The following is a 19,692-nucleotide window of genomic DNA, read 5'->3' as shown; positions in this document are numbered from 1 at the left end:
TTAAAAGCACGCCACCCTGATTTGGAAATCGGGTGGCGTGCTTTTTTGTTATGTGCATTTAATCTCCTGCACGTTAAAAAACGGGTGGCTTGCAAGGAAACATGCGCATAATGAAACGCTGAACCGCCGACACTAAAAAAGTATGGGTCTAGCCGCAGGCAGCTTGTTTCCATCACATTGCACTGGCAGCAGGTTATGGGTTCTTTTAGCACGCGTCAACAACAAGGGGGACCTTCATGTCCGTTTGGTTGATTATAATAGTCTTAGCTATCGTTCTAGGGCTTTATTTGCTGCAATTTGTATTTATCTTCTCAATGGAATATCGCCGTCCGGTACGATTGGCAGCTTGGCTGACCATTACGATAATGCTGCCAGTCGTTGGAGCGGCACTTTATCTGCTCCTAGCGAGGCCTGTGGATAGCGTTAGCAGCCATAGGCACAAGCGGCTGGCTCGCGAGCAGCTTCTCAAAGCGGGAAAGCTGACAACGAATGCCGAAAGCTTTGCTGATCTTAACGGACATCCGCAGCTTGCTGGGCAAGAACAGCTATATCAACTGCTGTCCGCCGCGAAGGGGCGCTGTATTACGCTGCGCAACAAAGTTCAGTTGCTGCAGAACGGGCAGGATACCTACGAAGCAATATTAAAAGCTATTGCCAACGCTAAAACCTATATTCATCTGGATTATTACACGATCCGTAATGATGGAATTGGCTCGCGTTTCAAACAGGCTCTAATCGAGCGAGCCAAGGCGGGGGTAGAAGTACGCGTGCTTTATGACGGCATTGGCAGCCTGCATTTGAGCCAAGCGTTCATTCAGGATTTGGTGGCCGCAGGGATTCGGACAAGCTGCTTTTTGCCTCCGCGCCACGCCTGGTATGAAAGAAGGCTAAACAACCGCAATCACAGCAAAATCGCGGTTATTGACGGGAAAATTGGCTTTGTTGGCGGTATTAATATCGGGGATGAATATTTGGGCCAGAACCAGAAGCTTGGATTTTGGCGGGATACACATGTGCGGCTGGAAGGAGATGCCGTTTATTTTTTGCAGCAGCTGTTCAGAAGTGACTGGGCCTTTGCAGCACATGAGGAGCTGGACGAGGAACGTTATATGCCCAAGCATCATTGCCAGGGCCATGATCCGGTACTCATTACGCCGGGAGGACCGGATCAAATCGGAGAGCCGATTTTGGAAGCTGTCGTGGCGTCTGTGATGGCTGCCCAAACAAGCATTTGCTTGTCGACGCCTTATTTTATACCCGATCCAGGGCTGCTGATGGCGCTTCGAGTAGCAGCGCTTAGCGGTGTGGATGTGCGAATTATTATTCCAGGAAAAGGTGATTCCCAGCTTGTCCTATGGGCTACGTTATCCTATGTGGAGCCGCTGCTTAAGGCGGGCATTAGAGTTTTTCGCTATAAGAAGGGATTTATCCATGCAAAGGTGCTCATTATTGACCGTATGTTGGCGTCGGTGGGGACGGCAAATATGGATATGCGCAGCTTTTACAACAATTACGAGCAAAATGCGCTGTTATTTGATTCTGACTCGATCGCGCAGTTGGCGAAGGATTTTCGGCAAGATGAGCGGGATAGCGAGGAGCTGAGCTTGGCCCACTTTGCAAAACGGCCAGTCATGCAGAAAATGGCCGAAGCTGCTGCGCATCTGCTGTCTCCGTTATTATAATCGCGGATTAGGATAGCAGGAATGCATGAACAGGCGCCCGTTCGGGCATATTTTGCAAGTAGGCTAGAAGCTGATTAGAGGAAGGAGGGAAGGAAATGACAGACGGAAATGAACTGCCAGCAGGTGAAAGTCTGACTGCGGAAACAGGAGCGGATGCCCAGCACGAAGGGCGCTCCGATTATTTTATGGATATTGACCGTATGGTGAACGAAGGGCTTGGAGGAGGCAATGTAACGCCTCATAATGGCCTGATTGATGAATCGACGACGGATACGATGGAAGAAGAGGGACGCTAGTTTAAAACGATGCTTAGCAAAAGGAGGGAATGGAATGGACGCTTCGCGCGCCAAGCAAATTTACGATTCATCGCAAATCATTGGAGTACAGCTCGATGGCAAATCCGTTTGGATTGAGCATGTGGATATAGCCAATAGCATGGCGACTGTACAGGTTGGCTCCAATCCATTAAATACGGAGACCGTATCGGTGGAGCGGCTGCGAGAAGAGTAAACGCCGCTTTAAGAGGCACGTCCTTAACATATGCGTGAAAAGCAGGGTACTTTCAAAGGCTGATGGCCTGTAGAAAATACCCTGCTTCTTTTCATATGCCCGAACCTGTCTGAAGAAGCTTCAAAAAAACGGCAAAATATTGATCGGGCGAGTCGTTGAAGTCTAGTCGTAACCGCACGAAGGTTCCTTACCCGCCAAACGATTCGCGAAAGGCTTCGTTTAGCTTTGCTTGATCCGTCTCCCATAGCTCGGCGATTTCAGCTGAGACGTTCTCATCCCACCAATCCGCGAGCAGCTTGCGATTGCTTTTATGCTCGTGAATCCACAGCAAATTGACAGCCACCTTTTTAAAATACAAATTTTCTGCCTGCTCAAGCTTTTCTTTGGACACCCACAGCTTCAAACGCTTGGCAGTACGGTAAAGCTCATTGCTGCAGGCACGCCGTATTTTTCGCGCGGTAGGCAGGCTTGAGTCATGCTTCTGGGCAGTAGGCTTCATGGCAGACCGGCTCCTCTCTTTCCTCTATATGTATGCTTCCGCCCGTATGAACGTCACCTGCACGCTTTCGACTGGATGAGCCTTCCTTCCGTGTGGTAGAATAACAAACGAAGCAGTAGTTTAGAGAGGATGTGAGAGGCAAGCGTGATGGATAGGATTTCGGAGATTTTGCATACACTGCTCTTATGGATTGAAAGCCTTGGCTACTTTGGCATTTTGATCGGTTTGCTGATGGAGGTCATTCCAAGCGAGATCGTGCTCGGTTTTGGCGGCTACTTGGTGTACAAAGGCGAAATTTCCTACGCAGGCGCCGTCTTTTTTGGGACGCTTGGCGCGGTTGGACAAAATTGGATTTTGTATGCATTTGGAAGATTTGGGGGACGTCCCCTGGTGGAGAAATACGGCAAATATATTAAAATTAAAAAGAAGCATGTCGATCTTGCCGAAGAATGGTTCAAAAAATATGGCTCCGGCATTGTGTTTACAGCCCGTTTTGTGCCCGTCATGCGTCAGGTCATCTCGATTCCCGCGGGCATGGCGAAAATGAATTTTTGGCTGTTTACTGCACTCACCGCAGCAGCTTCCCTGCCATGGGCGCTTTTATTCGTCCATTTGGGCCGCTCGCTTGGCGAAAATTGGGAAAATATTCATGAGCAAGCGAAGGATTATGTGCTTCCAGCTATTATTCTTGCCGTATTGTTAATCATTATTTATTCGCTTTATAAATTTAGAAAATCACGTAAAAAATCGGCGTAATGCAGTCTGGCCCGCATGATCTTACGATACATATAACAGGAGAAAGAGGGTAAATGATTATGAGCAAAAGCGTAGCAGAGAAATTGAACAAAGGCATCAGCCCGCAACAATTCATCGACGGCATGGAAAAAAATAAAGAGGCTTTTCAAGACTGGTACAACCAGTTTGCTTGGACAGACGAAAGTGATCGTGAATATTTCGAATCGCTGAACAACCGCGACGATTTGCGCGTCTTGATTTTGATGGCGGAATGGTGCGGCGATGTCATTCGCAATATTCCAGTTGTATTCCGTGCGCTTGAAAATAGCGGCGTTCCAACCGAGGTGCTCATTATGGAGGAACATCTCGATACGATGGAGCAGTTTTTGACGATGGGCGGCCGTGCGGTGCCGATCGTTATTATTGCAGATACAGGCGGCCATGTGCTTGGACAATGGGGACCGCGTCCTAAGCATGTTCAAGAAGCGATGACAGCGTTCAAGCTGGAAAATCCAGACCGCGAGGCAGCGGATTATCAAGAGAAGCTTGGACTTGTCCGCCAGGAAATGGGCCGCCGTTACGGCGAAGGCACAGGCTATCAGTCGGTTATTGTGAAAGAGCTGCGCGACCTGCTGGAGTCGTTCTAAACAGAAGAATAGGAGCACTAATCATGAGTGAAATGCGAGTTGAGTCATTTGCGTTGGGGCCTCTCCAGACGAATTGTTACCTGCTCACGGTAAAGGATGAGGAAACAGGCAAGGAACGGGGCCTCATCATTGACCCGGGCATGAATCCGAAAGGGCTGCTGAAGCGGATTGCCGATACGCATATTGAGGCGATTTTGCTGACGCATGCGCATTTCGATCATATGGGCGGTGTGGACGAGGTTCGCAAAGCGGCAGGCTGTCCGGTTTATATTCACGATTTGGAGGCCGACTGGCTGACCGATGCTGGGAAAAATGGTTCCATGCGCTGGCAGGATGTAACGCCGCCGCTGACGACCGATCCAGCGGAATACGCGCTGGATGAAGGCATGACGCTGGAGCTGCTGGGCGAGAAATTTCGCGTTATGCATACGCCTGGGCATTCCCCAGGCAGCGTGAGCTTCCTGCGCGGCAACGATCTTTTTTCCGGCGATGTGCTGTTTAGGCTTTCGGTTGGACGTACGGATTTGCCGGGCAGTCGCGAGCGGGATTTATACGCTTCCATTCAGGGCAAGCTTTACAAGCTGCCTGATGAGGTCAAAGTATATCCGGGGCATGGTCCGCGGACAACGATTGGCTTTGAGAAGGCGAATAATCCGTTTACGCGATAATCGCTTATCCAAAAATAATGAGAACTGTAATATAACCGTCAGCCAGCATGGCATTTGCCGCTTGCGGCTGGCGGTTTTTGTGCTGTATAAGGAAGCTGTGCAAGTTTAATCTACATATACGGTCCAATGATTTTGAACACGTCCCCAACATAATGGTAAAATAGGGAGAAGCCCACCTGCGGCAAAACAAGCAGGCTATGAAAATGCAAAAAGGACGGTGCGTACCGCTTGGCAAATACGACGACGAATATAACGAGTGAAGCGCTCGATGGACAATCTGGCAAGGTGGAACGGACGGCGGAGCAAATAGCTGCGGAAAATGAACGGATTATTAAAGGCGTAGCCGCCCAGCTAGCTATCCCGGTTACTAAAGTTAAAGCGGCTGTCGTCTTGCTGGATGAAGGCAATACAATACCTTTTATCTCCAGATACCGCAAGGAAATGACGGGCGAGCTGGATGAAACAGAGCTTAGAGCGATTGAGGAAAAACTGCAATATTTGCGTAATTTAGAAGAGCGCAAGCGCGAGGTCATTCGGCTCATCGACGAGCAGGGCAAGCTGACCGAGGAATTGAGCTCAGCCATCAACGCGGCCGTTAAGCTGCAGGAAATTGAGGATTTATACCGGCCATACCGCCAGAAACGCAAGACGCGGGCGAGCGTGGCGAAGGAGCGGGGATTAGAGCCGCTTGCACAATGGCTTTGGTCGCAGCCGCGCCAAGGCGAGCCTCTCGCCGAGGCTGCTAAATATGTAGATGAGGCCAAGGGTGTCCCCGGCGCTCAGGAAGCGCTGCAGGGAGCCATGGATATTTTGGCTGAAAATATAGCAGATGATGCGTCGATTCGCTCCTGGGTGCGAAAGCATACGTTTGATCATTCGCTTATCCGTACCGAAGCGCGTGATGCGAAAGCGGAGTCTGTATACGAAATGTACTACAGCTACAATGAACCGCTGCGAAAGCTGCCTCCTCATCGCGTGCTGGCGATTAATCGCGGCGAGCGCGAGGATGTGCTGAAGGTGGCGTTCGAGTTGTCCACTGAGCGGATTCATGAGCATGTTGGCCGTAAAATTTTGCGGAATCATACAGCTGAAGCGGTACGGAGCGTGCTCGTTGCCGTCATTGAGGATTCGTATAAACGCTTGATAGCGCCGTCCATTGAGCGCGAGGTCCGCGGTGAGCTGACGGATAAAGCGGAGGAGCATGCGATTTCGATTTTTTCAGAAAATCTTCGCAATCTGCTGCTTCAGCCGCCCGTTCGCGGGAACGTCGTGCTTGGCGTCGATCCCGCGTTCCGTACAGGCTGCAAGCTGGCGGTCATAGACGATACAGGCAAGCTGCTGGAAGTAGCCGTATCCTACCCAACTGCGCCTCATCATAAAGTAGTGGAAGCTGAGCGTTTAATTAACGGCCTGATTGATAAATATAAAGTCGAGCTGATTGTCATTGGCAATGGGACAGCTTCAAGGGAAACGGAGCAGTTTATTGCGAACCTTATCAAAGCCCGCCAAGCTGCGCCTGGTCTTGAGCTGAAATATATTATTGTCAGCGAGGCAGGGGCGAGCGTCTATTCGGCTTCCAAGCTTGCTGCTGAGGAATTCCCGTCTCTTGACGTTGCTGAGCGCAGCGCCGTGTCCATTGCACGCAGGCTGCAGGACCCGCTGGCTGAGCTTGTCAAGATTGAGCCAAAGGCAATCGGCGTCGGCCAATACCAGCATGACGTCAGCCAGAAGCGTCTGGATGAAAGCTTGGGCGCTGTCGTGGAGTCGGCGGTTAACCATGTCGGCGTAGACGTTAATACGGCTTCTGCGTCGCTGCTGTCCTATGTTGCGGGCATTAATGCTACGACGGCCCGCAACATCGTCAAATACCGCGAGGAAAATGGCCGTTTCGTGAAGCGTGCGCAGCTGCAAAAGGTACCACGCCTTGGCGCAAAAGCTTACGAGCAGTGTATCGGCTTCCTGCGCATTCCTGAAGCGGCGAATCCGCTGGATGCAACGCCAATCCACACCGAGTCGTATGCGGTCGTGGATAAGCTTTTTGCCCATTTAGGAGTTAAGCTAAATCAGCTCGGCTCGGAAGAGCTTAAGCAGAAGCTGACGGAGCTGGATGTGGCTGCTGTCGCTCCCGAGCTGGGCGTCGGCGTTCCAACGCTGCGCGATATTACGGATAGCCTGCTGCGACCTGGACGTGATCCACGGGAGGAGCTGCCCGCTCCTATTTTCCATACCGAGGTGCTGAATCTGGAGGATTTGACCGCGGGCATGGAGCTGCAGGGCACGGTGCGCAACGTCATCGATTTCGGGGCATTTATCGACATTGGGCTCAAAAATGACGGGCTCGTCCATATTTCCCAATTGAGCGATAAATTTGTGAAGCATCCGATGGACGTTGTATCTGTAGGGGACACCGTTACCGTCTGGGTACTGACTGTAGATGTGAAAAAAGGGCGCGTTGGCTTCACGATGCGCAAGCCAGGTTAATAAAAGCTTTAAAGACGGACTTGCCGATTGCCGGCAAGTCCGTCATACTTAACAGGGAATACAAAGAGTTGCCTTGTTAAGGAACGGGGACTTGGAGAGGATGAGTATCTATGCAAGCCGAGAAATGCAGCACTTTTCCCCATCATAAATGGTTTGGCATAGCGCTTCAGGCGCTCGTCGTACTGGCTCATAAGGATCAGCCATGCACAAGCGCAGAAATTGCAAAACGGCTTCAGGTCGAGCCGACGATGCTGCGGCGTGTGATGGCAGAGCTTGCCCGTGAAGGGCTTTTGGAAACGAAGGAAGGCAAGGACGGGGGCTATAGGCTAAGCCGCTCGGCAGACGCAATTACGCTGGCAGATGTGTATTTAGCGCTGCAACTAGGGGAGCCTTTATGCAAAGGCTTGGAGCAGACGACTGGAGAGCATGAATTTGGACAGGAAATGCGCCAGGCATTTGGGGAAATTGCTGAGGGAGTGAAAAATAGCGCGCTTGCTATGCTGGGTAAAGGGACAATTGATCAGCTGACGAGACGGGTTTGCGACCTCAAAAAAGCAACAGATAACCAACTATAAAATAGTTAGAAATATACGATTGACAAGTGAGTGGATGGAGTACTATACTATTGCTTGTGTAGGAGATGTTTTTTTGAAATTAACTGTGTTATATTATGCACAGTAACAAATGCATTTATATAAACGATATTTGGAGGGATTTATCATGACTGTACAAACACAGCTGGACCAATCTTTTTATCAAGTATTAAGCGATCGCCGCTCGGTGCGCCACTATGACAACACAGCAAAAATGACGGAAGCGGAAATTACGGAAATTTTAGAAATTGCCGCAAAAGCGCCGTCATCGTCGAACATGCAGCCTTGGCGTTTTTTAGTTGTAACAGACGAGGCGCTTAAGCAGCAGCTGCTGCCAATCTCGAACAACCAGCAGCAGGTTGTGGACGCAGCAGCTGTTATCGTTGTTTTAGGCGACCTGGAAATGTATAAGAATGCCGAAAAAATTTACGGTTCAATGGCGGAAGCTGGCCTTATGACAAAAGAGATGAGCGAATCGTTCGCTGCCAACTCGCAAAAGCTGTACACATCCATTCCGAAAGAACGTCTGCATGAAGTGACTGTATTTGATGCAGGCCTCGTGTCGATGCAAATTATGCAAGTGGCAAAAGCAAAAGGCTACGACACCGTACCTATGGGCGGCTATGATCGCGATAAAGTAAGAGCGCTGCTGAACATTCCAGAGCGTTATGCTTTGAACATTTTGCTGCCAATCGGCAAAGCTTCCCAAACCGGACATCCGAGCACGCGTCTGCCGATCAACGACATTACATTTTTCAACAAAATGTAATTCAAAATAATAAACGAAGAAGCCTCTGGCATCCACTTCAATTAGTGGGAGCCGGAGGCTTCATTGCTGTACTAAGACGCTCAATGGCGAATCGTCAATTCGTTGTTGTTGTCCGTATCTTTGGTGCTTTGTTTGCTGCGATAAAAATACCAGCATTCATTAAGCAGCTTAATTTGCCTGCGATCTTTCTTATGGAAAGCACGCATCATTTGATTGCACAGCCACTGCGGCATTGCGGATCGCCCTCCTCCCGGTCATCCCTGATGTATTACTACCATATGGGGAAGGGCGAATGTCCGTGCAGGTCCTATTTAGCCGATTTCATCTTCGTACCATTGTTCCAGCTGGGCTTGCAGCGCACGAATTTCCGTGAGCAGCGCAATAAGCGGGTAAGCAGACTCTTTAACGGCGGCAAATTCGCGTTCCAGCTCGTTAATGTAGTCTAAGCCCGAAGCAATGCGAATCGAGCTGTCGTGCAGCTCTACGCTGTCACATTCCGCAATCGCATATGGAAGCGCAGGCACCTGCTCAGCAGTAAGCTTGTCCAGCTCTTTGTGCAGGCGCAGGTTAAGAGCGCTTAATTGATAGGCATGCGTATCAGGCATTTCTACAAAGAAGACCTTATCATTGTTTTTCATTAGTACAAAACGCATCGTTGGCATAAGATGATTGGATTCTCCCCTCAAAACATTCGCTGCATCATGCAGCCGTTTATTGCTGCCATGCCATAAAAGTGCATCACTACTTGACAGTGTAGCGTATGGGCTGCAAAAATGCCAGAAAAACGAGTCGGAATTTGCCATACATTTTTGAGCCTCTTTACGGTTGTTATTTTATTTGGCAAACTATATAAGTTGAATGAAAGAAAGCGATGAGGCAAGGGGGCGGCGGAGAGAAAGGTTGGAACTGGAGAGAGCCACAGCTTTCCGAAGGAAAGCCGCTTCGTAAGCACGGACTATTGTTTTCTTATTTCAACCTCAAAGAGGGATAATGAAAGAAATAAGAAAACAACAGCGGCTGGAAGTCCAACCTTTCTCGCAGTGGCGACCATCGTCCTCATGCTTATCAATCGTTCAACTTATATAGAAAGCAAGAGAACAAATGAACAAGGGAGAATCAGGATTTATGGTGCAGACGATGAAAGACGAGGAGCTCCAGCAATGGGTGGAGCGGGTGTCCTTGGAAAGCTTTGGACGGCCATTCAAGCATCTGGCAACATTTAACGGCCGGTTGAAGGCAACAGGCGGACGATATTTTATGAAGTCGCATAATATTGAAATTAGCCCTTATCAGCTATCGACGTTCGGTGCCGAGGAAACGGAAAAAATAATTAAGCACGAGCTGTGTCATTATCATCTACATATATTGAAAAGAGGCTATCGTCACCGCGATGAGGATTTTAAGCGGCTGCTTGCTCAGGTGGGCGGATCGAGGTACTGCCAATCGCTGCCGGAGCGCCGTGTTGAGCCATTTCGGTACAAGCTGGTATGCAAGGAATGCGGGATGGAATACATGCGAAAAAGGCGGATAAATCCCGCTAAATATGCGTGCGGAAAATGTCGCGGAAAATTATTTTTAAAAACGCTTGACTTAAATTCAGATACATGATAAATTATTACTTGTCGCCGCGGTTCACAGGCAACACTGAGAAAAACAAAATATTCCCTGATAGCTCAGTTGGTAGAGCACTCGACTGTTAATCGAGTTGTCACAGGTTCGAGTCCTGTTCGGGGAGCCACACATGGAGAGGTACCCAAGAGGCCGAAGGGGGCGCTTTGCTAAAGCGTTAGGGTGTAACAGCCGCAAGGGTTCGAATCCCTTTCTCTCCGCCATATTTTTCTCAAAAGTGATTGTAACGGAAGGCCGTTCAACATGCCGGTCTTTTTTTTACGCCTAATATCACAGTGTGCGACATGTAAGGCCCGTTGGTCAAGTGGTTAAGACACCTCCCTTTCACGGAGGTAACAGGGGTTCGAGTCCCCTACGGGTCACCATTTATTTTTTTGTAAATGAGAGTCATTAGCTCAGCTGGTAGAGCACCTGACTTTTAATCAGGGTGTCGTAGGTTCGAATCCTACATGACTCACCATTTTTCTTGTAAGACTTCCCTAAATGTGCGGTAGTGGTGGAACGGCAGACACGCTATCTTGAGGGGGTAGTGTCCAATGGACGTGCAGGTTCAAATCCTGTCTACCGCACCATAACTTAAAACTTCCAGAAGCCTTGATGTTCAAGGCTTCTTTTTATTTTGTGAAAAATATGGATTTTTAAAATTTGCTTGATAAAATGGAATGGCGGGATGAGGGAGGGATTATTTTGAAAAGACGAACTTTTATTAGAATATGCGTTTGGTCTTTGCTCGCTATTGGATATTTTCAATTTTTAATTAAATTTTCAGTGGAAGAGAACCCGTATCCAGTAATGGTTATCTTGATTATCTTTACAGGTTTGACTTTTGAATTATTGATGTGGGGGATGAATCTCAGGAGAATAGAACAGGCAGTGAACAAATGGAGAGAGACCTCCAGGCTTGAGGTTCGTCATGTTTACGGCTTGTCTCTCCCTAAAGATGCGAAGGTTGAGCTAATTTTGTATGACCATCTTATATTTTGGAACCCCTATGGCTTTCAAATGGACATAGACATTAAGCAAATTACTAATGCTTCGGCTATTACGGAACAGGAATTTAAACTGGAGTATAAGGATGCAAGCTCTCTGAAGCATTCGGAAAAAGGATATTTATGTATCAATTACTTGGATGAACAGGGAGATTTCAAGTCGATTATCCTGATTGTCAAGCTCAAGGAGATTGCTGATTTGATTGTATCACGAATCAAGATGCATACGGTTGGCAAGTTGAAAATTGGCAGCGGCTCAAGGGGGGGATAAAGAAGCTAGAAGCTTTTTTCCATAAGGGAAAAAGCTTCTTTTTATTTGATGAATATTTCGAAGTAAAATTTAAAGATGATCTTGATTAAGCTAAATTTGTGCCGTCGGCCTTACGATCATTTCATTCACATCTACATCAGAAGGCTGCTCTATAGCAAACAGGATCGCTTTAGCAATGGAAATGGCGGGTATCGAATTTTTACGGTACTCCTTCATAAGATCCCGTGCTTCGTCATCAGAAATGCTTTCGGCAAGCTCCGACTCGGTAACGCCCGGCGATACGAGCGTGACGCGAATATCGCTTCCTGCCTCTTGACGCAGCCCTTCCGATATGGCGCGGACTGCATATTTTGTAGCACAGTAAACGGCCGCAGTTGGAGAAACGGCATAGGCGCCAATGGAGGAAATATTAACGAATTGGCCAAAACCTTGCCGTTTCATGACAGGCAAACCGGCAGCGATGCCATGGAGAACGCCGCGGATATTTACATCAATCATGCGGTTCCACTCGTCCACCTTCAGCGCTTCTAATGGAGATAAAGGCATGACTCCCGCATTGTTGACGATGACATCAACTCGGCCATATCGCTCAAGCGCGAGCGCTACTATATCCTTCATTTGTTCGAGCTCAACAACATTGAGCTGCTGGTAAATAGCACTTTCGCCTTTGGCAGTCAAGGAGGATGCAAGAGCCTCTAAGCGATCTATACGTCTCGCTCCTAGTACGACATGTGCGCCATGTTTAGCTAATAAACGTGCGGCTGCTTCACCTATTCCGCTGCTTGCTCCTGTAATAATGATCACTTTTCCAGTTACATTGGATGAAATATTCGACATGTTTTTGTTGTCCTCCCTATAGTTAGAAAACCATAATTTATGTTCATTTCTTACGTGAGCTACTGCTCCCGGTGCAAAATCATTCCGCCATGATAAAGGATGTCGTCCCGAAAATCGCCATCAGCCGTGAAACCAGTATCATCTACATATTCGATATGATGATCACCTTCGATGAAATAGCGGCCTTGATAGGCGCTTTTTCGGTCGCCTCGCGCCTCGTCATAACGCCCGTTCGGCAGTAAGTGATGACGGATATATCCGTCCTTTGTCACCCACATTCCTGCATAGGGATGTATAGTCTGATTGTTGGTTTGCTCCATATCCTTGTTTCCTCCTGTTCCTATCTTCAATTGTGCAGCATGCCTCTTAGAAGCTTAAAGAAAAATCACGCTGAGGGATGCTGTCATAACAAGCATCTGGAGCGAAAAATGTGAATTTTTCTCAAAGTTGCAGGTGCTTGTGGGTTTTATTATGATGGATAGAGAAGTTTTTACGGTAGCACGATTGCGGAGAGTTATTGCCTATTTCTCCGAAATTTCTCAGTATTAAATGAAAATAGGCGAGGAGCGACTAAAACGGATGGATACAGAAGCTCAAATAAATAAGCTTCAAATGGAATTAGCTACACGGATTCAAAAGCATGCAGCCCAAGATGGGTCTTTCGCGACAGCCATTCCCCTTCTTCATTTTATCCGGCAATCTGACCCGTCCGAGCTCGTTCATGTCATTCACGAGCCAGCGTTATGTTTCATTGCCCAAGGCACCAAGCTGATTATGCTGGGCGAGGAAAGCTATCTTTACGACCCCAATAGCTATCTTGTCGTCTCCATGCAGCTGCCTATATCCGGCCAGGTATTGCAAGCCTCAGCGGATTGTCCTTACTTGTGCCTCCGTTTGGAGTTGGATAGAAAGCAAATTTTTGATTTGCTCAAGCCGGCAGTTCAGGAGCCAAGCGAGCTTGCAAAATCCCATCAAGCGCTGTTTGTGAGCAATATGAATGAGCTGCTTCTTGATGCATTGGTTAGAATGGTTCGCCTGCTTGATACGCCGGAGCATATTTCGGCGCTTGCTCCTTTGATTACTAAGGAGATCTTTTACCGAATGCTCCAGGATGAGCATGGACAGTCCATCAAACAGTTCGTGGTGAGCGGGAGCCATGCCGAGCGAATTGCCAAGGCTGTGCAATTAATAGAACAGGATTATAATAAGCAGCTGCGAATAGAGGAGCTTGCAGAGGCTGTAAATATGAGCTCTTCTTTGTTCCATCATCATTTTAAGGAAATAACGGCGATGAGCCCGCTGCAATTCCAAAAGCAAATAAGGCTGCAAAAGGCGCGCACTCTTCTGCTTTCGGGAACAGCCGCAGCTGCAGATGCGGGTTTTCAAGTTGGATATGAAAGTCCGAACCAGTTCAACCGGGAGTATACGCGAATGTTCGGAATGCCCCCAATTCGGGATATGAAGCGTCTTCGCGGTGCTCTGATAGATAGCGAAAAGTGGTAGTTTTTCTGAGGCGATTGATAGCTGTGCTGTACAATTAAAATATTTTTCTGGTTGTTATTCTATCGAGATGGTTACCTACATAAGTGAAGGTACAAGACATTTCCATGAGATGTGCCTACCCTTACTTGATGGAGTGATTGAAATGAAAAAAGTATTATACGTACCGTTGGACGACCGTCCAGCGAATCTGGACGATATTATTTTGCAAGGAAAAGCCGCTGGAATTCAAGTGATCGTACCGCCTGCCAGAGACATCAGAAACCGTTTGGATTCGAAAAAAACGACAGACGGAGCGCTGATTACCAGCACTTCTGAGCCGATGTTCGGCAAGCCAGAGCATATTCGCCGCTTTATTTTGCATCATGCTCCAAAGGTGGACGGGTTTATCCTTTCCTTGGATATGCTCGTGTATGGCGGTCTTATTGGTAGCAGGCGCTTGCGCGCTACTGCTGATGGAACTTATCCGGCATATGATGCGCAGACGACTGACCTGCTTGATGTCATTCGCGATGTAAAGCAGGCTTATCCGTATAAGCCGATCTATGTGCTCGACACGATTATGAGGCTAGCATCTACCGTCTTCGTAGAAGGGCTGGCGATGCCGGCATATACCGAGACCCGTTCGCTTATGCAGAAGCCGCGCAAGCCGGAGACCGAGCTACTGGATATTTTGAATGGCTATGATATTCAGCCGGATGGCACAAACTTCCCTGATACCGTCTATGTGGATAAGGAGCAATATTATAATGCGAAACGCCACAAATTGACTACGACGTATTACATGCTGGATCAGCTTGCGCGGCAAGGGTATATCGACTTTCTTGCCATTGGTGTTGACGATGCCTATATTGACGGGATTCAGGCGAATGAGATTGCTTTTGTCGAAAATCGGATTAATGCGTGGCTGGGCGGCACGGATGGACAAAATCCAGAGCGGGCTATTATTTTACCGGATGCTGATGGATTAGGACATTCCTTGCTGGCGCGCATGGCGAAAAAACTATATTGCGTGAACGGCAAGCCGCGCTTTGTGATTCGTTATTTTGGCCCGGATGGCTCGACGATTGTGAATCCATATGAATATATGGATGTTCACCAAAACCTGCTGCGCCATATTGATATCGTTGGCGGAGAGGCGGTGGACGGCGGCGAAGGCGATGTGGAAATTATCGCAATTACGGCGGTTGATCAGGCAGAGAATGCGGTGAGCCGTGTAGCAGAAAATGCGTCGAGTATGCTGCCGACGATTGTGATTGATTTTACAGGCGGCGGCGCGGCAAATGCGACCGTCACAACGGCACTTCTGGGCTGCAAGTACACGGGCAGCCTGCTTGGCTACAGCGGCTGGAATACAGCCGGCAATAAAATCGGCATGGCGCTTGGCATGGCGCTGTCGCGATATGTATGCCTGACGATGGAGACGCGCTCAGCTGCTCTCGACGAGGCAATGAATGCACAGGGCTCGCTGCTGTTCAAACGATTTCTGAAAGACTATTATTACAAGGTCATCACGATTGCCGAGGTGCGGACTGAGTCGCGAGGCCGCTCGTTATATACGAATGTCACGGTTGACCAAAACATGCGGCTATTTAATTCCGCCAGCGATTACGAACTGTTGACCACGCTTTTACGCGACCGGATGCAGACGAATACGGCGACGCTCGCCCAGCAGAAGGCTTTCGGTATTGGCTCAGCAGCCCCGGCCTGCGCCATCCGTCAAATCCGTGATGGAAGATGGTCGCTTGCGCCATACAGCTGTGTTGTTCTGAAGGCGGAAAATCCGGCATTTATTTGGGATCGTGCTTTTGAAATTACGGTGGTGCCAGACGTGTCCTTGCGAAGAGTACACGATTATTGCTAATTCACTTTACCTAGCGAAAAAACGCAAAAGCAGCCCGCTCTCTTCGGAGAGCGGGCTGTTTATTTATGCAAAACGGTTATGAATATTGGTTTGCGCTTATTCAGCAGCGCCCGTTTCCGGCTCTACAGGAGCTGGAGCTTGATGCGCAGCGATATACTCCAGCACATTATAGGTCAAAACCGCAGCATCGGCGCGGGAAATTTCCTCTTTCGGGTTGAGCTTGCCGTCCGCATCGAGATCCGCGATTTTCAGCACAAGCGCCCGTTGAACCGCTCCTTGATACTGTACGTCCAGATCGGCTTCATCGGCGAATTTGAGCGGCTTAATGTTGATGAGCGGCAGGTTGTTCGTAACTTCGGCAGCTTTCATCAAATATTGGATAAATTCCTCTTTGGTCCATTGCTTGGCGGGGTCAAGATCGGCCGGCAGCTCAAGACCATTATTCGCCGCAATGATTAAAGCGTCTGCATACCAGGCGTCATTGCTTGCTTTAGCGAAGTAGTCAGTCGCTAGTGGCGCTTTGAAAAATTTGATGTTATCGATGTTCAAATTTAGTGCATTCACAATCAATTGAATGCCTTGGGCTGCTGTGATGGTAGCATCCGGTTTAAACTCGTCGGTACTCACGCCTTTAACGATGCCCCTTTCCTGTAGTGAAGCGATTTTATCTTTAACAGAAGACAGATTAACATCGTTGAATGGAGTGGAAGCCGCGAAGCTTTGGCCAGCAAAAGACATGGCTAACAGGGCAATAGCGGATAACATCACAAATTTACGTTTGATTTTCATTGTACATCACCTCGATGTGAAATTTTTCTTGCTGCTTACATCGTATCAGACGAGCCAAATAAAAAAAGGTTGCAAAAAAACTTTTTTACAGTTTGAATATATCCCGTTAGTATGTTTGAATGTAAGCAAAGTATGAGGAGGGCTCTGCGCATGTGTGAGCTGACGGAGCTGATTTCAGGGCAGGAGCTTGTTAGCGAGGTGGTTATTAGGCCTTATGACGTTTGGATTTTGCAGGCGTAGCCGATCAGCAGCAGATTTGTTGTTGACAAGACAGGATTATTTGCTATAAGATGGGAAACAATTAATAAGCTTTCAAATGAACAACATATGTTAAGTTTTAAATGTGTATCATTTTAATTAATCGAAGGAAAGGAAGTGCACGGCGCATGTTAACCATTTTATTATTTAACCATGATAACAAGCTTGAACAACCGTGGTGCTCTGAGCAGAGCAGCCATCTTTTTGTGCAGGCCGAAAATGCGTACAGCCCGTGCAGCAGCCTTTCACTTATATGCTATCGACGCCAATCGGAAGGGAAACAGGTATTTGCCTGATGCCTTGAATGGGTTGGCTGTTGATGGGATGATGAAGGACTACTGCCGCTGAGCAGTAGTCCTTTTTTTATTTGATAAAGGAATACTTCAGGTGGAGAAATTCAATGATTAACGAAAAATGATTCTTTTTTCTGTATGATGTTTATGAATATAAGGTAATAAAATCAATAAAATTAACTATTTTCATTTTTTAAAATAAAAAGGGTTGACTTGTTAAAAGTCAATATGCTAGTATGAGAAGCATCAGATCGAACATGAATTAAAGTGTTAAAGCGATAAAGTAAGATGGGGATCGGGAAGCTGAACCAGCATTGAGAACAACTAACGAAGATGAAAGGAAGGTGCAGGAAATGAAAAACGCAGCAGAACAGCGTATGGATTGGCAAGCGGAGCTTGATTTACATCAGTATGAACAAGTGCAGAGCGATATAACTAAGCAGCAGGCGGATGAACATCAGCATCCGGCGTTAGAAGAGATGAATGAAAACTTACATGTTGCCTGCATCGAACCGAATATTCGTCGTTTTTGCGTATCGCAGCCGGACTGCTCCATCCTGAATAAAGGGGGAGAAGCGGCAGCCTGATCTTGAAGCGCGGGGTAGAATACATTCCGATGAGTCATTATCTGTATACGTGAAGACTACTTGCACCCTAGGTGAGTGGTCCGTTTGTGCATTCTCGAAACTTGGCTGAAATCAGCTGAAGACGGAATAGCAAGGCGGAACCAGGAGGGGGAAAGTAGTTTTTTTGTTGTAAAAATTAGAACATACGTTTGTGATTGAGTAGGTTTAAATAGTCTTTTAATTACGGCGCATTCGGCAAGCGGCTAAGCCACACGACTTTCACTCGTGGATACGGCGGGTTCGAATCCCCCATGCGTCACTATGGAGATTATGGTGAAAAGGCAAACACGTCAGGTTGTGGTCCTGATAAGTACCGGTTCGAGTCCGGTTAATCTCCCCAATAATGCCCCTTCGCCTAACGGTAGGGCAACGGTCTTTGACACCGTGCGTCTTGGTTCGATTCCAAGAGGGGCAGCCAACCAAATATAGGGGGACATGTCCAAGGCAGGCGAGTCGGAGTCCAAATCCGAATGAGGCGGGTTCGATTCCCGCGCCCCTTGTTTTAAAGCAGTACTTCAATTAAGGCGCATTCGGCAAGCGGCTAAGCCACACGACTTTCACTCGTGGATACGGCGGGTTCGAATCCCCCATGCGTCACTATAACTTTGTGCTTCTGGCGGAAGTGGCAGACGCGGCGGACTTAAAATCCGCTGTCCTAGGGACAACTAAGGGTTCAAGTCCCTTGAAGCACACTACTCCAACTAAAGAAGGGAAGAAGCCTAATTGCTTTACAGGTGACGATGATGAAAATAAGAAAACATCTTCAATTGATTCATGACATGGAGTTTCACAATGTATCGGAAAGACGCCTCAATCTGGAGCAGGTGCATGACCGCATTGTCCGTTTTATGTCGCTTGATCCACATGCAAATTACAATTTCATGATCGGTACCGACTGCCAGGTGCATGCGGGACATACGACAATGATTACCGGCGTCGTTATCCAGCGTGAGGGCAAAGGGGCATGGGCCTGCTATCGGCAGGTCGTCATACCGCGGGAACTGAAATCCATTAAGGAGAAGCTGTCGCTGGAGACGTCATATAGTGAGGAGGTCGCGCTATTTTTCGGTGGAGAACGCAGGGCGCAAATGGAGGATATCGTGCTTCCTTTTGTATACAAGGGCGCGTCCTTCGAAGCGTATATTGACGTCGATGCCGGAACAGATCCGGCTGTCAGCAAGACGGCAGCCTATGTGGCGGAAATGGTACTGCGTGTGGAGGCTATGGGGATGAAAGCTCGTCTGAAACCGGAAGCAATTGTCGCTTCTTCCTATGCGAATCGACATTCCAAGAAGCCGTACCGTTTCGCGGCAAATGATGTCGTAGAACAATAAATAATAGTTGAACATTTAATGGTGATGAAAAACAAGCAGGCGTATTCGTGCGTCTGCTTTACAATTGCTGTACGTTTGCTATACAGCTGGCGCTGGTGAATCGCTAAAGAGCAGTAGCTTTTCTAACGGTGCCTTGCTGTCTATTACATAAACGAAATAAACATCAAAGCATTGCTCCGATTAAAAAAACGGCAAAAGGGGTAATCTATGGCAAGCGCGATGCCGGAATGCCAAGCAAAAAGATGAACCTTTAAGGAGAGATACTTATGCCGAATACAACAAAACAATTGGAGCAGGAAATTATTGATGTGCTGCAAGCGAACCATGTATGCTCGTTTGCTACCGTAAATGGCGATAAGCCGATGGTGCGTTATATGGCGCTCTTCCATGACGGGCTTAACTTATATTTGGCGACAAATCGCGATACGAGCAAGGTTGATGAGCTGCGGGCTAACCCGAATGTTCATATTCTCGTCGGTTACGATGGCAAGCCCTCTTCCGATATTGTCCAAATTCAGGCACGTGCGGAATTGTGCGCGGACGACAAGCTACGTGAGAAGCTGTGGAATGAAAATTTCAAGCAGTGGTTCGAAGGACCTCATGATCCGGAATACATTATTATAGAAGCGGTACCGGAGTATATTGAATATTCCAGCGACGGTGGCGAGACTAAGGTGTGGCTGCAATAAAATCAATTAACACTAGCAATTAGCTAGAG

The 19,692-nt window shown here is 47.9% G+C and carries 22 protein-coding genes and 11 tRNA genes; 27 read left to right on the top strand and 6 right to left on the bottom strand.

What is annotated here, in order from left to right:
• Nucleotides 1-236: 236 nt before the first annotated feature.
• The 3 genes from cls (at nt 237) to WH37_RS01785 (ending at nt 2,192) form a co-directional block, all read left to right on the top strand.
• Nucleotides 237-1,682 (top strand): cardiolipin synthase, encoded by a 1,446-nt coding sequence (gene cls, locus WH37_RS01795; protein ID WP_046228853.1) that lies wholly within the window; start codon nt 237-239, stop codon nt 1,680-1,682.
• Between the two features lie 95 nt (nt 1,683-1,777).
• Entirely contained in the window at nt 1,778-1,978 is a 201-nt protein-coding gene (locus WH37_RS01790) for a hypothetical protein (RefSeq protein WP_046228852.1), read from the top strand.
• A 34-nt stretch (nt 1,979-2,012) separates the two neighbouring features.
• Nucleotides 2,013-2,192: an H-type small acid-soluble spore protein gene (locus WH37_RS01785; protein ID WP_046228851.1), complete on the top strand. Its 180-nt coding sequence runs from the start codon at nt 2,013-2,015 to the stop codon at nt 2,190-2,192.
• Between the two features lie 187 nt (nt 2,193-2,379).
• Here the strand turns inward: WH37_RS01785 and WH37_RS01780 are convergent, their stop codons facing one another.
• Entirely contained in the window at nt 2,380-2,691 is a 312-nt protein-coding gene (locus WH37_RS01780; protein ID WP_046228850.1) for a hypothetical protein, read from the bottom strand.
• 147 nt (nt 2,692-2,838) lie between these two features.
• Between WH37_RS01780 and uptA the strand changes: the two genes are divergently transcribed.
• From uptA to WH37_RS01750, 6 genes are all read left to right on the top strand, one after another.
• On the top strand, nt 2,839-3,447 hold the full coding sequence (uptA, locus tag WH37_RS01775) for an undecaprenyl phosphate transporter UptA (RefSeq protein WP_046228849.1): 609 nt from the start codon (nt 2,839-2,841) through the stop codon (nt 3,445-3,447).
• 59 nt (nt 3,448-3,506) lie between these two features.
• A complete protein-coding gene (locus WH37_RS01770) occupies nt 3,507-4,073 on the top strand; it encodes a thioredoxin family protein (RefSeq protein ID WP_046228989.1) in 567 nt (188 codons plus the stop codon).
• A gap of 32 nt (nt 4,074-4,105) precedes the next feature.
• Nucleotides 4,106-4,741: an MBL fold metallo-hydrolase gene (locus tag WH37_RS01765; protein WP_082110622.1), complete on the top strand. Its 636-nt coding sequence runs from the start codon at nt 4,106-4,108 to the stop codon at nt 4,739-4,741.
• Between the two features lie 285 nt (nt 4,742-5,026).
• Entirely contained in the window at nt 5,027-7,222 is a 2,196-nt protein-coding gene (locus tag WH37_RS01760) for a Tex family protein (RefSeq protein ID WP_177217995.1), read from the top strand.
• A 110-nt stretch (nt 7,223-7,332) separates the two neighbouring features.
• The gene (locus WH37_RS01755; RefSeq protein ID WP_046228847.1) at nt 7,333-7,797 is read left to right on the top strand and encodes an Rrf2 family transcriptional regulator; all 465 of its coding nucleotides are present in this window, start codon (nt 7,333-7,335) and stop codon (nt 7,795-7,797) included.
• Nucleotides 7,798-7,942: 145 nt separating this feature from the next.
• Nucleotides 7,943-8,584, top strand: coding sequence for a nitroreductase family protein (locus WH37_RS01750; protein ID WP_046228846.1), 642 nt, complete (start codon nt 7,943-7,945; stop codon nt 8,582-8,584).
• Between the two features lie 80 nt (nt 8,585-8,664).
• Here the strand turns inward: WH37_RS01750 and cmpA are convergent, their stop codons facing one another.
• Complete coding sequence (cmpA, locus tag WH37_RS35255; RefSeq protein WP_099516750.1) at nt 8,665-8,817, bottom strand: cortex morphogenetic protein CmpA; 153 nt, start codon at nt 8,815-8,817, stop codon at nt 8,665-8,667.
• A gap of 78 nt (nt 8,818-8,895) precedes the next feature.
• A complete protein-coding gene (locus WH37_RS01745; RefSeq protein WP_046228987.1) occupies nt 8,896-9,246 on the bottom strand; it encodes a hypothetical protein in 351 nt (116 codons plus the stop codon).
• Nucleotides 9,247-9,721: 475 nt separating this feature from the next.
• Between WH37_RS01745 and WH37_RS01740 the strand changes: the two genes are divergently transcribed.
• From WH37_RS01740 to WH37_RS01710, 7 genes are all read left to right on the top strand, one after another.
• Nucleotides 9,722-10,192: a SprT family protein gene (locus WH37_RS01740; RefSeq protein WP_046228986.1), complete on the top strand. Its 471-nt coding sequence runs from the start codon at nt 9,722-9,724 to the stop codon at nt 10,190-10,192.
• Between the two features lie 54 nt (nt 10,193-10,246).
• Nucleotides 10,247-10,322 (top strand) — tRNA-Asn (locus tag WH37_RS01735).
• A 5-nt stretch (nt 10,323-10,327) separates the two neighbouring features.
• Nucleotides 10,328-10,416, top strand: a tRNA-Ser gene (locus tag WH37_RS01730).
• An 87-nt stretch (nt 10,417-10,503) separates the two neighbouring features.
• Nucleotides 10,504-10,578: transfer RNA gene (locus tag WH37_RS01725), tRNA-Glu, on the top strand.
• A gap of 19 nt (nt 10,579-10,597) precedes the next feature.
• Nucleotides 10,598-10,673 (top strand) — tRNA-Lys (locus WH37_RS01720).
• Between the two features lie 27 nt (nt 10,674-10,700).
• A tRNA-Leu gene (locus WH37_RS01715) sits at nt 10,701-10,785 on the top strand.
• 115 nt (nt 10,786-10,900) lie between these two features.
• Complete coding sequence (locus tag WH37_RS01710; protein WP_046228845.1) at nt 10,901-11,473, top strand: hypothetical protein; 573 nt, start codon at nt 10,901-10,903, stop codon at nt 11,471-11,473.
• 90 nt (nt 11,474-11,563) lie between these two features.
• On the opposite strand, the gene WH37_RS01705 is transcribed toward WH37_RS01710, so the two are convergent.
• Both WH37_RS01705 and WH37_RS01700 read right to left on the bottom strand, forming a co-directional pair.
• Nucleotides 11,564-12,310: an SDR family oxidoreductase gene (locus tag WH37_RS01705; protein ID WP_046228844.1), complete on the bottom strand. Its 747-nt coding sequence runs from the start codon at nt 12,308-12,310 to the stop codon at nt 11,564-11,566.
• A 59-nt stretch (nt 12,311-12,369) separates the two neighbouring features.
• Complete coding sequence (locus WH37_RS01700; protein ID WP_046228843.1) at nt 12,370-12,630, bottom strand: Atu4866 domain-containing protein; 261 nt, start codon at nt 12,628-12,630, stop codon at nt 12,370-12,372.
• Between the two features lie 259 nt (nt 12,631-12,889).
• Here WH37_RS01700 and WH37_RS01695 point away from each other — a divergent pair, with 259 nt between their 5' ends.
• Nucleotides 12,890-13,813, top strand: coding sequence for an AraC family transcriptional regulator (locus WH37_RS01695; RefSeq protein WP_046228842.1), 924 nt, complete (start codon nt 12,890-12,892; stop codon nt 13,811-13,813).
• 142 nt (nt 13,814-13,955) lie between these two features.
• Nucleotides 13,956-15,674, top strand: a complete 1,719-nt coding sequence (locus WH37_RS01690) for a DUF4127 family protein (protein WP_046228841.1) — start codon at nt 13,956-13,958, stop codon at nt 15,672-15,674.
• Between the two features lie 96 nt (nt 15,675-15,770).
• Here WH37_RS01690 and WH37_RS01685 read toward each other — a convergent pair whose 3' ends face one another.
• Complete coding sequence (locus tag WH37_RS01685; protein ID WP_046228840.1) at nt 15,771-16,463, bottom strand: S-layer homology domain-containing protein; 693 nt, start codon at nt 16,461-16,463, stop codon at nt 15,771-15,773.
• Nucleotides 16,464-17,367: 904 nt separating this feature from the next.
• On the opposite strand from WH37_RS01685, the gene WH37_RS01680 reads away from it, so the two are divergent.
• From WH37_RS01680 to WH37_RS01645, 9 genes are all read left to right on the top strand, one after another.
• Complete coding sequence (locus WH37_RS01680; protein WP_046228839.1) at nt 17,368-17,601, top strand: hypothetical protein; 234 nt, start codon at nt 17,368-17,370, stop codon at nt 17,599-17,601.
• Nucleotides 17,602-17,825: 224 nt separating this feature from the next.
• A tRNA-Glu gene (locus WH37_RS01675) sits at nt 17,826-17,899 on the top strand.
• Nucleotides 17,900-17,904: 5 nt separating this feature from the next.
• Nucleotides 17,905-17,980 (top strand) — tRNA-His (locus WH37_RS01670).
• A gap of 4 nt (nt 17,981-17,984) precedes the next feature.
• Nucleotides 17,985-18,058, top strand: a tRNA-Gln gene (locus WH37_RS01665).
• A 9-nt stretch (nt 18,059-18,067) separates the two neighbouring features.
• A tRNA-Trp gene (locus WH37_RS35250) sits at nt 18,068-18,140 on the top strand.
• A gap of 23 nt (nt 18,141-18,163) precedes the next feature.
• Nucleotides 18,164-18,237, top strand: a tRNA-Glu gene (locus tag WH37_RS01660).
• 10 nt (nt 18,238-18,247) lie between these two features.
• A tRNA-Leu gene (locus tag WH37_RS01655) sits at nt 18,248-18,332 on the top strand.
• Nucleotides 18,333-18,380: 48 nt separating this feature from the next.
• A complete protein-coding gene (locus tag WH37_RS01650) occupies nt 18,381-18,974 on the top strand; it encodes a ribonuclease H-like YkuK family protein (RefSeq protein WP_143088527.1) in 594 nt (197 codons plus the stop codon).
• A gap of 266 nt (nt 18,975-19,240) precedes the next feature.
• The gene (locus tag WH37_RS01645; RefSeq protein WP_046228838.1) at nt 19,241-19,663 is read left to right on the top strand and encodes a pyridoxamine 5'-phosphate oxidase family protein; all 423 of its coding nucleotides are present in this window, start codon (nt 19,241-19,243) and stop codon (nt 19,661-19,663) included.
• Nucleotides 19,664-19,692: the final 29 nt, after the last annotated feature.

This window comes from Paenibacillus algorifonticola (assembly GCF_000971975.1).
GTDB classification, from domain to species: Bacteria; Bacillota; Bacilli; order Paenibacillales; family Paenibacillaceae; genus Pristimantibacillus; species Pristimantibacillus algorifonticola.
The sequence above is the reverse complement of the archived record's forward strand: the minus strand, read 5'-3'. Positions and strand labels throughout refer to the sequence as shown.